The organism is uncultured Empedobacter sp. (genome assembly GCF_937930195.1).
Classification (GTDB): domain Bacteria; phylum Bacteroidota; class Bacteroidia; order Flavobacteriales; family Weeksellaceae; genus Empedobacter; species Empedobacter stercoris.
Map to the genome: position 1 here is coordinate 1 of NZ_CALGVK010000081.1, position 13,985 is coordinate 13,985.

The 13,985-nt window shown below is 31.3% G+C and carries 14 protein-coding genes; 9 read left to right on the plus strand and 5 right to left on the minus strand.

The features are described from left to right. The first annotated feature begins 208 nt into the window (after positions 1 to 208). The gene (locus Q0616_RS05100) at positions 209 to 2,611 is read left to right on the plus strand and encodes a heavy metal translocating P-type ATPase (RefSeq protein WP_298775554.1); all 2,403 of its coding nucleotides are present in this window, start codon (positions 209 to 211) and stop codon (positions 2,609 to 2,611) included. A 52-nt stretch (positions 2,612 to 2,663) separates the two neighbouring features. Here the strand turns inward: Q0616_RS05100 and Q0616_RS05105 are convergent, their stop codons facing one another. The 3 genes from Q0616_RS05105 to fumC form a co-directional block, all read right to left on the minus strand. Next, positions 2,664 to 3,116 (minus strand): RES family NAD+ phosphorylase, encoded by a 453-nt coding sequence (locus Q0616_RS05105; RefSeq protein ID WP_188320045.1) that lies wholly within the window; start codon positions 3,114 to 3,116, stop codon positions 2,664 to 2,666. 2 nt (positions 3,117 to 3,118) lie between these two features. Continuing rightward, the gene (locus Q0616_RS05110) at positions 3,119 to 3,553 is read right to left on the minus strand and encodes an antitoxin Xre/MbcA/ParS toxin-binding domain-containing protein (protein WP_171622518.1); all 435 of its coding nucleotides are present in this window, start codon (positions 3,551 to 3,553) and stop codon (positions 3,119 to 3,121) included. Between the two features lie 127 nt (positions 3,554 to 3,680). After that, positions 3,681 to 5,078 (minus strand): class II fumarate hydratase, encoded by a 1,398-nt coding sequence (gene fumC / locus Q0616_RS05115; RefSeq protein ID WP_171622519.1) that lies wholly within the window; start codon positions 5,076 to 5,078, stop codon positions 3,681 to 3,683. 125 nt (positions 5,079 to 5,203) lie between these two features. Between fumC and Q0616_RS05120 the strand changes: the two genes are divergently transcribed. After that, on the plus strand, positions 5,204 to 5,410 hold the full coding sequence (locus tag Q0616_RS05120) for a hypothetical protein (protein ID WP_298775557.1): 207 nt from the start codon (positions 5,204 to 5,206) through the stop codon (positions 5,408 to 5,410). 51 nt (positions 5,411 to 5,461) lie between these two features. Here the strand turns inward: Q0616_RS05120 and Q0616_RS05125 are convergent, their stop codons facing one another. After that, complete coding sequence (locus Q0616_RS05125; RefSeq protein ID WP_284583666.1) at positions 5,462 to 5,914, minus strand: SRPBCC domain-containing protein; 453 nt, start codon at positions 5,912 to 5,914, stop codon at positions 5,462 to 5,464. A 103-nt stretch (positions 5,915 to 6,017) separates the two neighbouring features. Here Q0616_RS05125 and pafA point away from each other — a divergent pair, with 103 nt between their 5' ends. From pafA to Q0616_RS05145, 4 genes are all read left to right on the plus strand, one after another. Continuing rightward, positions 6,018 to 7,664 (plus strand): alkaline phosphatase PafA, encoded by a 1,647-nt coding sequence (pafA, locus tag Q0616_RS05130; protein ID WP_284583667.1) that lies wholly within the window; start codon positions 6,018 to 6,020, stop codon positions 7,662 to 7,664. A 137-nt stretch (positions 7,665 to 7,801) separates the two neighbouring features. Beyond that, positions 7,802 to 8,863, plus strand: coding sequence for a linear amide C-N hydrolase (locus tag Q0616_RS05135; RefSeq protein ID WP_171622522.1), 1,062 nt, complete (start codon positions 7,802 to 7,804; stop codon positions 8,861 to 8,863). Between the two features lie 74 nt (positions 8,864 to 8,937). Continuing rightward, positions 8,938 to 9,771 (plus strand): sulfurtransferase, encoded by an 834-nt coding sequence (locus Q0616_RS05140; RefSeq protein ID WP_286483089.1) that lies wholly within the window; start codon positions 8,938 to 8,940, stop codon positions 9,769 to 9,771. Between the two features lie 217 nt (positions 9,772 to 9,988). Next, the gene (locus Q0616_RS05145) at positions 9,989 to 10,600 is read left to right on the plus strand and encodes a hypothetical protein (protein ID WP_225541989.1); all 612 of its coding nucleotides are present in this window, start codon (positions 9,989 to 9,991) and stop codon (positions 10,598 to 10,600) included. Position 10,601: 1 nt separating this feature from the next. On the opposite strand, the gene Q0616_RS05150 is transcribed toward Q0616_RS05145, so the two are convergent. Then, positions 10,602 to 11,702, minus strand: a complete 1,101-nt coding sequence (locus Q0616_RS05150; RefSeq protein WP_284583670.1) for a PorV/PorQ family protein — start codon at positions 11,700 to 11,702, stop codon at positions 10,602 to 10,604. Positions 11,703 to 11,807: 105 nt separating this feature from the next. Here Q0616_RS05150 and Q0616_RS05155 point away from each other — a divergent pair, with 105 nt between their 5' ends. From Q0616_RS05155 to Q0616_RS05165, 3 genes are read left to right on the plus strand one after another with little or no spacing between them, the layout of a single operon-like run. Further along, entirely contained in the window at positions 11,808 to 12,548 is a 741-nt protein-coding gene (locus tag Q0616_RS05155) for a CDP-alcohol phosphatidyltransferase family protein (RefSeq protein WP_260543118.1), read from the plus strand. Beyond that, positions 12,545 to 13,303: a 3'-5' exonuclease gene (locus Q0616_RS05160; RefSeq protein WP_188320039.1), complete on the plus strand. Its 759-nt coding sequence runs from the start codon at positions 12,545 to 12,547 to the stop codon at positions 13,301 to 13,303. Before Q0616_RS05155 ends, Q0616_RS05160 begins: the two co-directional genes overlap by 4 nt. Positions 13,304 to 13,306: 3 nt before the next feature. Next, complete coding sequence (locus Q0616_RS05165) at positions 13,307 to 13,915, plus strand: fumarylacetoacetate hydrolase family protein (RefSeq protein ID WP_260543122.1); 609 nt, start codon at positions 13,307 to 13,309, stop codon at positions 13,913 to 13,915. Positions 13,916 to 13,985 lie beyond the last annotated feature (70 nt).

Here is a 13,985-nt window from a genome sequence, read left to right on the forward strand (position 1 = left end):
CATGCATCGCGTCGTGAAAGCATATTTAAATGATCATATTTCAATTCATGCTTATCAATTAAAAAAACTTCCTGAACCTGATTTTATAGATGTAGATCCGCAAGACTTACCTTATGAAGACGATAATCTTATTTTATAAATTTATTCTACAATTGTATAACATAATTTCTTAAAAATTACTTGAAATTTGTAGTATAAAATAACTATTATGAATACGCAAACCCTTATTATACCGCTTCTTAATTTAGAAACGCAAGAACAAGTTTCTAAATTGAACCAAATGATATCTGAAGTTGAAAATCTGGATAGTTTTTTTATTGATTTATCAAATAAAAGTGTTTCGCTGACGGCAAAAAAAATGCCTAAAGTAACAGCTAAAGTTTTTCAAATCCTAAAACAAAATAATTTCAAAATCGATTCTGTCGAAATAAATTACCCCGTACTTAACATGACTTGTGCTTCATGCGCAAGTAGCTCGCAGGCAAATTTAAAACGTCAACCAGGTGTTGTAAATGCTGAAGTGAATTATGGAAATGGAATGGGAAAAATAGAATATATTCCTTCTTTAACTTCTCCCGAAAATTTAAAAAATGCATTAGTTGAGGTTGGATTTGATTTAGTGATTGATGAATCAAAAAATCAAGACGAAGAAATAGAACAACTTCATGAAGATAAATACCTATCACTAAAAAAGAACGTGATATGGGCGCTTGTTTTTGGTATTCCTTTGTTCATTATAGGAATGTTTTTTATGAATATGCCTTATGGTAATTATATCATGTGGGCGCTTTCTACTCCTATTCTCTTTATTTTCGGTCAACAATTTTTTGTTGGTGCGTGGAAACAATTGAAAAATAAGACAGCTAATATGGATACTTTAGTAGCTTTGAGTACTGGTGTAGCTTATATATTCAGTGTTTTCAATACATTATTTCCAGAATATTGGCACAGCAAAGGTTTACACGCTCATCCTTATTTTGAAGCAGCTGGTTTGATTATCGTTTTTATTTTGATTGGTAAATTGATGGAAGAACGTGCGAAGGGAAATACATCTGAAGCAATCAAAAAATTAATAGGTCTGCAACCCAATACGGTTTCTGTTTTAAAAAATGGAAATCAAGTTGAAGTAAAAATTGAAGATGTGCAAATTGGAGACTTGATTTTATCTAAACCTGGAGATAAAATTGCCGTTGATGGAATAATTATTTCTGGAGAAACTTTTATCGATGAAAGTTCTTTAACTGGTGAACCTCTTCCTGTCGAAAAAGGAGTTGATGCTACTGTTTTTTCAGGAACGTTGAACCAAAATTCTCCTATTCAATATAAAGCCTTAAAAGTTGGTAATGATACGCTCTTAGCTCAAATCATTCAGTCTGTGAAGAATGCACAAGGTAGTAAGGCGCCAGTTCAACAATTGGTGGATAAAATAGCAGGAATTTTTGTTCCGATTGTAATTATCATAGCAATTTTAACTTTTATTACATGGTTAGTTTTAGGTCAAGAAAATGCGTTTACCATGGCACTTTTATCCATGATAACTGTATTGGTTATCGCTTGTCCTTGCGCACTTGGTTTGGCTACACCTACTGCAATTATGGTTGGAATGGGAAAAGGAGCTGAACAAGGAATTTTGATTAAAAATGCAGAAAGTTTAGAATTGGCAAAGAAAATTGATACGATTATCTTAGATAAAACAGGAACAATTACAGAAGGAAAACCTAAAGTACAAGAATTAATTTGGTTTGATGATTCTGCTAAAAATATACTTTATACCATCGAGAATAATTCGCAACATCCCTTAGCCAAAGCTATTACTGCACATATTGGTAAACAAGAAAATTTATCGGATTTGAAAGTTGAAGATGTTTCTGGAAAAGGATTAAAAGCAACTCGTTTGAACAAAGAATATTATGTTGGGAAAATAAGTTGGATGAACGAATTGAACATTCAAATTGAGGAGAATGTTAAACAAACAATTCAAGATTTTTCAACTAAAAATTATACCACTTCTTTCTTTGGTGATAATGAAAATGTTTTAGGTTTGATTGGAATTTCAGATGAAATAAAAGCAACTTCTATTGAAGCTATAAAAGCATTTCATGAAAAAGGAATTGAGGTTTGGATGGTGACTGGTGACAATGAATTTTCTGCGAATGCAATTGCTAAACAAGTTGGAATTGACCAAGTTGTAGCGAATGCTTTACCTCATGATAAAATGAATATCATCAAAGATTTACAAAATAAAGGGAAAATTGTTGCGATGGTTGGTGATGGAATTAATGACAGTGCAGCTTTGGCACAAGCAGATGTTTCGATTGCGATGGGAAATGGTTCTGATATTGCAATTGATGTTGCCGAAGTAACGTTAATCGGTGGCGATTTAACAAAAATTAATCATGCGATTAATCTTTCAACACAAACAGTTAAGACTATTCATCAAAATTTATTCTGGGCATTTATTTATAATGTAATCGGTATTCCAATTGCGGCAGGTGTTCTTTATCCAATCAACGGATTTTTATTAGACCCAATGATTGCAGGAGCTGCAATGGCTATGAGCAGTGTAAGTGTTGTAACAAACAGTTTATTATTGAAATATAAAAAGATTTAAAACCTTCATAAATCAATAAATCGCCTAAAGATTTAGGCGATTTTTTTATGCTTTATAATAAACGATCATCCCAATTGTAATCTTCTATTTCTTTGATTTTTACTTTCGAAGAAAAATCGGGATGTTTTGTATTAATTAAATAATTGTATTCTTTCGGAATGATTGACGAAGGAACTTTCATCACCAAATATTTAAAATCTTGATACCAAGCAGATCCAATTTCTTGAAGTTTCGGATAAGACTCTACAGATTGCCAATTTTTGGGTAATTTAGAATCCTTTACATTGTAAATTTCATCTTCTGTACAATCAATTTCAATCACTAATAATTTGTACGAATTGTCAATCGTAATTGAACTGCGGTGAACCACTAATTCTAAGGTTGATAATGCGCGTGTACTTCCCGAATAAATTACAAATTCATCATTTTTGTTCCATCTGTTGGCAACACCAGAAGCTTGTAATGATTTTGCATATTTAGCTTTACGTATATTGTAAACTAACATTCTTAAACGTTTTCTCCGTACTCAATAGCTGTTAAACGATTGTCAATGAATTTTAAACCAGATACTGTATCCAAGAAATCCATTGGTGCTTTTTTATCCAATAAAACGTTTGGAGTTGTTAACCATTTTTCGAAATCATCTTTTGTGTTAAAAACCTCTAAACCATGTTTATACAAAGAAATTAAAAGAACAACATGCTCTTTCGTATTGTCTTTTAATGAAACGTCTTTTGTTTTATAATTTCTATATGTACGCGTTGTAATATTTAACCAATTCGAAATAATATCATCTTTTAAACCAGATAATTCGTCTAGATATTTGATGTATTTTTGATCGATATTATAACTATTTACATAGAAATAGACATTAGTGAAATCTCTTACTTCAGGAATTTCATCAATGATTTGCTTGTAACTTTTTAGTTTTATTGTTGCCATAATTTTAAACTTTTACTAAAGATACAATTTTTCCTCTTAATAAAGGAATTTTTTCTCAATTATTTTAATACGTACAAAAAAAGAGGTTACAAAAGCAACCTCTTTTACTATAATGATTTATATTTTCTTATTTTAAAGAACCAACCATATCTTCTGGTTTTACCCATTCGTCAAATTGTTCAGCAGTTACATATCCTAATGCAATTGCAGTTTCTTTTAACGTAGAGTTATTTTTGTGTGCAGTTTGCGCAATCTCTGCAGCTTTGTAATAACCAATTTTTGTATTAAGCGCAGTTACTAACATTAATGAATTATCTACTAATTCTTTGATACGAGCATAATTTGGTTCGATACCTTGTGCACAATGTTCGTCAAAAGAAACACAAGCATCCCCTAATAAACGTGCAGATTGTAAGAAATTTGCAGCCATTAATGGTTTGAAAACATTTAATTCATAGTGACCTTGAGTTCCACCAATCGTAATTGCAACATCATTACCCATAACTTGAGCAGCAACCATAGTTAAAGCTTCACATTGTGTAGGATTTACTTTACCTGGCATGATAGAAGACCCTGGCTCATTTTCTGGAATAATGATTTCACCAATACCTGAACGAGGTCCTGAAGCTAACATACGAACATCATTTGCAATTTTGTTTAATGAAACAGCTAATTGTTTCAACGCTCCGTGAGTTTCTACGATGGCATCGTGAGCAGCTAACGCTTCAAATTTATTTTCTGCAGTAACAAATGGATGACCTGTAAACTCAGCAATGTATTTAGCGACTACTACATCGTATCCTTCTGGAGTGTTAAGTCCTGTACCTACAGCAGTTCCTCCTAATGCTAATTCAGATAAATGCGCTAATGTATTTCTTAATGCTCTTAAACCGTGGTTTAATTGTGCTACATATCCTGAAATTTCTTGTCCTAATGTTAATGGAGTAGCATCCATTAAGTGTGTACGACCAATTTTTACAACGCTTTTAAATTCTTCTGCTTTCTTAGCTAAAGTATCACGTAATTGTTCAACACCTGGAATTGTTACTTCAACAACAGCTTTGTAAGCGGCAATATGCATACCTGTTGGGTAAGTATCGTTAGAAGATTGAGATTTGTTCACGTCATCGTTCGCTTTCAAAACAGGTTCTCCTTCTCCAATTTTACCTCCTGCTAATACTTGAGCACGATTAGCAACAACTTCGTTCACATTCATGTTAGATTGTGTTCCCGAACCTGTTTGCCAAATAACTAATGGAAATTGATCATCTAATTTACCTGCTAAGATTTCATCACAAACAGCTGCGATAGCATCTCTTTTTTCAACTGGTAATACACCTAACTCAGCATTTGCATAAGCTGCAGCTTTCTTAAGATAAGCAAAACCTTCAACTATTTCTTTTGGCATTGAAGCAGCTGGACCAATTTTAAAGTTATTTCTTGAACGTTCTGTTTGAGCACCCCAATATTTGTCAGCAGGAACTTTTACTTCCCCCATGGTGTCTTTCTCAATTCTGTATTCCATTTTGTATTTTTATTATATTTACTTATCTCACAAATTTAAGAAATCGTTTGATGAAAGAAAAGTGATTAATGTTAGTATTTCTATAAATTTTATTTACTAAGTTTGTATCACATAAAAATAAAATCATGATTCAATTTTTAGGTTTCTTATTATTCTTAGTAATCGCTTTATGCGGATTTTGGGGTATCATCTTCTTTTCAACGATGGCTATCTCTTGGATTCCATTTTGGGTTGCGAATTTAAGAAAAGAAAAAGCAGGAATAGTAACAGCGGAAGATCCTCGTCCGATTTTACCAAATCAAGAAGGAATCACAGTATTATTCAAAAAATAATCGGCTGTAAAAAAAATTAAAAAGAGACTTGACGAAGTCTCTTTTTTTATTCTATTCAACTTTCAAATCATCATCTACATTACCTTCTAAATAACTCTTCAAACTAATTCGGATAATCTCTGACCATCCAGCTTCAAAACTTTCACGAGAAAAATTCTTGTCTTCTGGCGGAAATGACTCAATTCCTTCGTGAATTAACGTCAGTTTAGTTTGTGGAACAAATTCATTTTCTATCACTTCTAATAAAAAGGTAACAACAGAATTTCCTTCGTAAACTGGATATTTCCATGTATACACTAATTTAGATTGTGGAGCAAAATCTACTATTTTACAATGATGTAAATACGAACCTCCGTAAAATTCGAATTCAAATCCTTCTTCTAGAACAAATTCATCAATATCAAAATACCATTTATCAAAAGCAGCTTTTGTCGTTAAAGCATCCCATACTTTATCTATTGACGTGTCAAAAATCTCAACGACTACAACGGGTTTAGCACTCATAATCTATTTTTTTATGTTTTTGTTTAATTTACTAATTATTTAATTATTATTTAAATTTCGGCCAAAATTAAATTGTTACATTTGTCTTTGTAAAATTTTAAAAATGAAATTTAATAAAACTTTTTTAAGTGTTTTAGGACTTTTTGCAGGGCTTTCTTTATATGCACAACAAGAAGTAAACCGTCCTAAATTAGTGGTTGGAGTTGTCGTAGATCAGATGCGTTGGGATTATTTGTACCGTTATCAAGATCGTTATTCTCAGGGTGGTTTCAATCGTTTATTAAACGAAGGTTATAGCAACGAAAACACTTATATTCCATATATTCCTACTTATACGGCGATTGGTCATAGTACGATTTATACAGGTTCTGTCCCAGCTATTCATGGAATTGCGGGAAATGATTTTATCATTCAAGCAACTGGACAAGAGATGTATTGTACACAAGATGATACTGTTAATGGAGTTGGTACTTCTTCTAAAGCAGGGAAAATGTCTCCTAAAAACTTGTTGACTTCTACGGTTCCTGATCAATTGAAATTAGCAACTAATTTTCGCTCAAAAGTATTTGGTGTTTCATTAAAAGATCGTGGAGGAATTTTACCAGCAGGCCATTTTGCTGATGCTGCTTTTTGGTTTGATGGAGAATCTGGAAACTGGGTTTCGAGTACATTTTATATGAACGAATTGCCAAAATGGTTACAAAAATTCAATGATAAAAGAGTAACTGAAAAATATTTAGATAAATGGAATACACTTTATCCAATTGATACGTATGTACAAAGTGAAAAAGATGGAAATCCGTATCGTCAGAAGTATAAAGGATTAGATAAAATGCAATTTCCTTATGATTTGAAAAAATTAAAAAAAGAAAATGGTTTGGGATTAATTCGTTCTACTCCATTCGGAAACTCGTTGACAAAAGATATCGCAATTGAAATTATTGATAACGAAAAATTAGGTCAAAACGATAAAGGAATTACCGATTTCTTAGCGGTTAGCTTCTCTTCTACAGATTATGTTGGTCACCAATTTTCACCAAATACTATCGAAATGGAAGATACTTATTTACGTTTAGATAAAGATTTGGAACAATTATTCAATCATTTGGATCAAAAAGTTGGAAAAGGCGAATATTTAGTTTTCTTAACGGCTGATCATGGTGGAGCACATAATCCAAAATATTTCCAAGATAAAAAAGGAAACGCTGGATATTTTCAAACTTCAGAAGTAAAAAAAGCTTTAAATGCTAAATTACAAGCTGAATTTAAAACTGCTGATATTGTACGCTCTTTATCAAATTACCAAGTCCATTTGAATAATCAGCTCATTGAAACTAATGATTTAGATGAAGAAGATATCAAAGATGAAATTGTGAAATTCATGCAAAAAGTTGATGGTGTTTCTTTTGTTGCAGATATGGACAAAATCGGAAATGCATCAATTCCTTCTGAAATTAAAGAACGTATGATCAACGGTTTCAATCGTAAACGAAGTGGTGCAATTACCTATATTTTAGATCCACAATGGTACGGAGGAAAACTAAACGCTGGCGGAACTACTCACGGAACTTGGGGATCTTACGATGCTCATATTCCATTTGTTTTAATGGGATGGGGAATTAAACAAGGTAAAAATAATAACCGAGTTTATATGACTGACATCGCTCCTACTTTGTCTGCTTTGTTACACATTGAAGAGCCAAATGGGAACATTGGTAAACCAGTGGTTGAGGTGATTAATCAAAAATAATCTTTCACATAGCATTTAATTCAAACGCAATCATTCATGGTTGCGTTTTTTTATGTAATTATGATATTAAATCAATCATGTATAACTGATATAAGAATTATAATTCTTAAATTTAGATACACAAATATCACCTCATAATGAAAAAGAATTTTTACAACAAACTTACTTTAACATTATTCTCTACCAACTTACTATTTTTATTAGCTCCAAAACTTGATGCTTGTACAAGAGTTGTTTACAAAGGTCCAGAAAATACAGTAATTACTGCTCGTTCTATGGATTGGAAAGATGAGATTGATGCCAACATTTGGATTTTTCCAAGAGGACTAGATCGCACCGGAAATGTTGGGAATGCATCAGAAAAATGGACTTCAAAATATGGTAGTGTAATTACAAGTGCTTGGGATATAGCGACAACTGATGGTATAAATGAAAAAGGATTAGTTGCAAATGTATTATGGTTAGTTGAAAGTCAATACCCTAAATTTGATCCAAAAGGATCTAAACCTGGAGTCACAATTGCTGCATGGGCACAATATGTATTGGATAACTATGCAACTGTGAATGAAGCAGTGGAAGATTTGAGAAAAGAAAAGTTTGTAGTAGTTTCTGATTACATTCCAGGAACGCAGAAATTTACAACTTTACATCTTTCAATTTCTGATGCTAAAGGTGATAACGCTATTTTTGAATATGTAAATGGTAAATTAAAAATACATCACGATTCATCTTACACGGTCATGACTAATTCGCCTATTTTTGAAGAACAATTAGCCATTAATCAATATTGGAAAGGAATTCCTGGAACGATAATGCTTCCTGGAACTAATAGAGCTCCTGATCGTTACGTACGTGCATCTTATTATATCAATGCTATTCCACAAACTGCAGATACACGTATTTCAATTGCGAGTGTTTTTAGTGTCATCAGAAATGTTTCAGTTCCTTTAGGAATTTCGTCAGAATCCGAACCGAATATTTCCTCTACTCGTTGGAGATCAGTTGCGGATCATAAAAACTTAGTTTATTATTTCGAAACTACAAAAACACCAAATACTTTTTGGGTTGATTTGAAGAAGATTGATTTTAATAAAAATGCTTCAACAAAACGATTAAGCGTTAGTAAAAATGAAACTTATGCTGGAGAAACTTCTCTACTCTTTCATCAGGCAAAGCCATTTACTTTTGTTGGAATATAATAAATAAAGGCATAATTCAAAAACGTAATCAAAATGGTTGCGTTTTTTTATATTTATAACATACTATTTAGTCTATGAAATTTGATACTCCAATAATAACTGCAATCGAATTAAAAGAAAACATACATCTTGATAATTTGATTATTTTAGATTGTACGATTGATAAAATTGGTCAAACCCTGCAAAACGAAAAATTAGAGTTAATTACAAATTCTGTGTTCTTTGATTTGGAAGGAAAATTTTCTGATCATTCTATTCAACTTCCTCATACTTTGGTTGATGAAAATACTTTTACAACAGAATCTCAACAACTTGGTATTAATGATAATTCTATCATCGTTTGTTATGATCGATGGGGTGTTTATTCAAGTCCACGCGTTTGGTGGATGTTCAAAACGATGGGACACAAAGAAGTATATGTTTTGGATGGTGGTTTACCTGAATGGAAAAAAAATAATTTTGAAACTGTTTCTTCACATTTACAACCTCGTGAAAAAGGTGATTTTGTTGCTCACTTGCAGGAACATTGGTTTGCTGATACACAAGTTATGTTAAATGCGATAAATGACAATTCAAAAATCATTGTAGATGCACGATCACAAGGCCGTTTCGAAGGTGTTTCTCCCGAGCCAAGACAAGGTTTGAGAAGTGGACATATTCCAAATTCAAAGAATTTATATTTCGAAAATGTTTTAAATGGTGAAAACTATAAATCTTCAGCTGAATTAAAATCTATTTTTGAAAAATTAACTGATTCGTCTAAAGAAAATATTTTCACATGTGGTTCCGGAATTACAGCTTCTATTCTTGCATTAGCTTCTACAATTGCAGGTTACGAAAATATAAAAGTCTATGATGGTTCTTGGTCTGAATGGGGCGCTGATGAAAATTTACCGATTGAGAGATAACCTTATGTTAATTTATAAAAATTACGATGATTCAGATTTTAAAATAAACAATATTTTAAAAAATTCGTTCTATATACTAAATTCATCAATATTTCTAATCATATTATATATACTAATAAAAGAAATCATATTTGAATTTGCTATTTTCTTCATAATTCACTGGTTTATATCAGGTTATTATATTTATAAAAAAACTTTATCTGTTGAATATTTCGAATTGCATGAAGATTATGTTTTAACAAAAGGATTTTTTGACAGAAATTGGAAGAAAACTGCTTTATCAGAAATTACGTATGATTATAATTACAAAAAAGATGCAGAATACTTAACGATACATTTAGGTGATAAATTATTTGAATTTGGAGCATCATCAAATCTGACTATTTCAGAATACTTTGAATCAAAATGTAAAAAAAATATTTTTTATAAACGATCATGGAAATATTATTTCTATCATATACTTTGTTTTTCTCCTTTTTTATTGACAATTATTTCTGGTGCAGTTTTAAAGAATGATCAAGATCAATTAATGAATGCTTCTGTTAATGAAAAAGGTTTGATTGAATTAAAAGATCAAATTAAAGAAATTCGTTTTAAAGGAAGAAGTGCAACTGCTACTATTGATTTAAATAAATACAAAGAATTTGATTTTTCATTTGAAGATGATTCAATTCGTTTAAAGAAATTAAAAGATGGCGATTCTATAGAATTCTATATTTCTCCGTACGAATACGAAAGAAAAATTTTAAAATCTAAACCATTAAAATGGTACGATCGAAATTTTGGTTATAGTTCTTTAACTGTCTATAGAATTAATAAAATTGATTAATCTATCTCCACTTATCCATTTCGAAACGAACAGAAAAAATATTAGAGTATAAACCTATTCCGCTATCACCAAAATTAGTTAAAGCATAATCAATTGAAATTCCTTTGTATTTGAACCCTACTCCAACATTTGGTTGAATTTGAGTTTTTTGTTTTCCATCAAATTGTTCAATTTTTTGTAAATTATTCAATCCTCCGCGAACAAAAACCATGTCATCATAAGCTAACTCGATACCGGCTTGTGGTGAAATAGAAAACCCTTTTCCAGAAATTGCTGCATTAGTTTGTTGAAATTCAACACTCATATCCACTTCACCTAACAAGGACCAACGGTCATTAAAATCGAATTTTTTTCCTACACCAAATTGTAATTTTGGCATTGTTAACTCGATATTTTCACCTGGCAAATCGTTCAGAATTGTTGGTTCACCTTCATTGTTTGGTTCATCAATAGAAATTTCTTTTACTTTGTCTTTATTAATACTCCAAGCGTTAAAAGTTGTTGTAATATCACGTGCCATCACACCAAAATACATTTGATTATCAGTACGATATTGCAATCCAAGGTCGATTCCAAAACCAAATCCTTTTGCAAATTTTCCTATATGTCGATAAACTATTTTAGCATTAGCTCCAAACTGAATATCTTTATTATTGAAGACATTTCCCGCATACGACATTGTCAAAGCATAATCTGCGGTAGAAAATTTAGAAATCTTATCGTAATTAATATTCCCTTGATTATCGATTAGTTCTGTTGTATTTAGAATATCATCCACACCAAAACGCATCAACGAAAAAGCTATGGTAGAATTACTTTCTCTCAACGGAATAGCAACTGCTGCGTAGTCAAATTTTGCAATAGATTGAAAATATTCAGCGTGCATTGCAGAAGCTTCCCAATCGTACGTAATTTCTGTTAAACCAGCCGGATTCCAATAACTTGCATTGGCATTTCCAATATTTGCCACAACCGCATTTCCCATTGCAAAAGAGCGAGCGTCTGCACCAATGTTTAAAAACTCGTTCGAGTATTTGCGTGCAGTTTGAGAAAAAGCAAATTGACTTGCAAGAACAGATAATAAAAGGAATATTTTTTTCAAAATTGATAAATTACGTATATAAAAACTCAAAATTAGTGGTTTTATTGTGTTTAAAAAGGATTCAGATTAATATTTGTTTGTATTTTTGTCCTGAAAAATTCATTTATGAAATTATTTACAATTCCAAACTTTCTAACACTACTTAACCTTTCGTGTGGTGTATTATCAGCCATTTTTATGATATCGAGTAATGCTCAAATTACAACTACAACAGTTACAATTGTCATGGTTTTGATGATAATTTCTTTAGTTGCCGATTTCTTAGACGGAATGGTTGCTCGCTTAATGAATATTGGTAGTCCTATCGGAAAAGAGTTAGATTCTTTAGCAGATTGTATTTCGTTTGGTGTAGTTCCTGGATTGATGTTATTTTCGATTTTTAATCATTTGTCAACTGATTTTATTTATGAAAATGAAAACTTAAAAATTTCAGCTCTTTCATTATTTGCATTTTTAGTACCAGCTTTTTCTGCTTTACGATTAGCAAAATTTAATTTAGATGAAGATCAAAGTACTTATTTCAAAGGATTAGCAACTCCATCTAATACCTTATTTATTTTTTCATTATTTTCAATTTATTACAACAAAGGACAAATTATCAATCCAGAAATTGATACGTATTTATTAATCGCTGTGTCTATTGTTTTTAGTATCTTATTAATTATCGATTTACCATTATTTGCCTTAAAATTTAAAGGATTGAGTTGGGCAGAAAATTATTATAAATACATTTTCTTAATCATTACAATTGGTTTAGTAGCTTGGTTGCAAGTGGCTGCTATTCCATTAATTATCCTATTATATATCATCATCTCAATCATTTTTAGAAAAGAAATTACAAAATGAAATTAACTAAAAATATCTGTTTCTTTGATTTAGAAACGACAGGAACAAATGTTTCGAAAGACCGAATCGTTGAAATCTCTATTGTGAAAGCTTTTACAGATGGAACAAAAGAAGTAAAAACATGGAAAGTTAATCCAGGAATTCCTATTCCACCAGAAACAACTTTGATTCACGGTATTTCTGACGAAGACGTTGTAGACGCTCCTTCTTTTAAAGAATTAGCGCCAGAAATTATGGAAATGATCAAAGATTCTGACTTGGCTGGATATAATTCGAATCGTTTTGATATTCCACTTTTAGCAGAAGAATTATTGCGCAATGGTTTTGATTTTGACGTATCAAAACATCGCCCAATTGACGTACAAGTGATTTATCATAAAATGGAACCTCGTAATTTAAGTGCAGCATATAAATATTATTGTGATAAAGAGTTAATCGATGCACATTCAGCTGAAGCGGATACTATAGCGACTTACGAAGTATTAATGGCTCAAATAGAAAAATATGATGAACTTGAGAATGACAATAAATTTTTGAGTGAATTTTCTTCTCAACGCAAAACAGCTGACTTAGCAGGCTTTATACAATACAACGATAAAGACCAAGAAATTATTTCGTTTGGTAAATACAAAGGACAAGTTGTAACGGATGTTTTTGCAAAAGATCCTGGTTATTATTCATGGATTCAGAATGCAGATTTCCCTTTGTACACAAAGAAAGTTTTTACTCGAATCAAATTACAAAACGGTTTTTAAACAATGAAAATTATTTGTGTCGGACGAAATTACGTCGAACATGCAAAGGAATTAAATAATCCTATTCCAGAATCGCCTATGTTTTTCATGAAACCCGATTCTGCAATTTTGAGAAAAGGTTTTCCATTTGTGATTCCAAGTTTCACAAAAGAAGTTCATTTCGAAACAGAAATTGTGATTAAAATAGATCGTGTTGGTAAAATGATTCAACCGCAATTTGCAGATCGTTATTATTCTGAAATTGGTTTAGGAATTGACTTTACAGCACGCGATGTACAACAAGAATTGAAAGAAAAAAGGTTTCCTTGGGAAATAGCAAAAGCCTTTGATGGTTCTGCCTTTGCTTCAGATTTTTTTCCGAAAGAAAATTTTGATTTAGAGAATTTAGCATTCAAATTAGATCGAAATGGTGAAAATGTACAAACGGGAAATTCTAAAGATATGATTTTCCACATCAATACATTAATCGCAGAATGTTCTAAATATTTTACGTTGAAAAAAGGCGATTTAATTTTTACTGGAACGCCAGCTGGTGTATCTAAAATTAATTCAAAAGACATGTTAGAAGGTTTTTTGAATGATGAAAAAGTATTTGAAATAAAAGTTTTATAACTAAAAAGCGTTACAAATTGTAGACTGCACCCAAAAGTTTGGACAGATTAAAAATTAATAATTATAAAAA

Bases quoted from the DNA above. Each gene is read 5' to 3' on its own strand.
- Q0616_RS05100 (WP_298775554.1), top strand. From the start codon at position 209: ATGAATACGCAAACCCTTATTATACCGCTTCTTAATTTAGAAACGCAA.
- Q0616_RS05140 (WP_286483089.1), top strand. From the start codon at position 8,938: ATGAAATTTGATACTCCAATAATAACTGCAATCGAATTAAAAGAAAAC.
- fumC (WP_171622519.1), bottom strand. From the start codon at position 5,078: ATGGAATACAGAATTGAGAAAGACACCATGGGGGAAGTAAAAGTTCCT.
- Q0616_RS05105 (WP_188320045.1), bottom strand. From the start codon at position 3,116: ATGTTAGTTTACAATATACGTAAAGCTAAATATGCAAAATCATTACAA.
- Q0616_RS05155 (WP_260543118.1), top strand. From the start codon at position 11,808: ATGAAATTATTTACAATTCCAAACTTTCTAACACTACTTAACCTTTCG.
- pafA (WP_284583667.1), top strand. From the start codon at position 6,018: ATGAAATTTAATAAAACTTTTTTAAGTGTTTTAGGACTTTTTGCAGGG.
- Q0616_RS05125 (WP_284583666.1), bottom strand. From the start codon at position 5,914: ATGAGTGCTAAACCCGTTGTAGTCGTTGAGATTTTTGACACGTCAATA.
- Q0616_RS05120 (WP_298775557.1), top strand. From the start codon at position 5,204: ATGATTCAATTTTTAGGTTTCTTATTATTCTTAGTAATCGCTTTATGC.
- Q0616_RS05165 (WP_260543122.1), top strand. From the start codon at position 13,307: ATGAAAATTATTTGTGTCGGACGAAATTACGTCGAACATGCAAAGGAA.
- Q0616_RS05135 (WP_171622522.1), top strand. From the start codon at position 7,802: ATGAAAAAGAATTTTTACAACAAACTTACTTTAACATTATTCTCTACC.
- Q0616_RS05110 (WP_171622518.1), bottom strand. From the start codon at position 3,553: ATGGCAACAATAAAACTAAAAAGTTACAAGCAAATCATTGATGAAATT.
- Q0616_RS05160 (WP_188320039.1), top strand. From the start codon at position 12,545: ATGAAATTAACTAAAAATATCTGTTTCTTTGATTTAGAAACGACAGGA.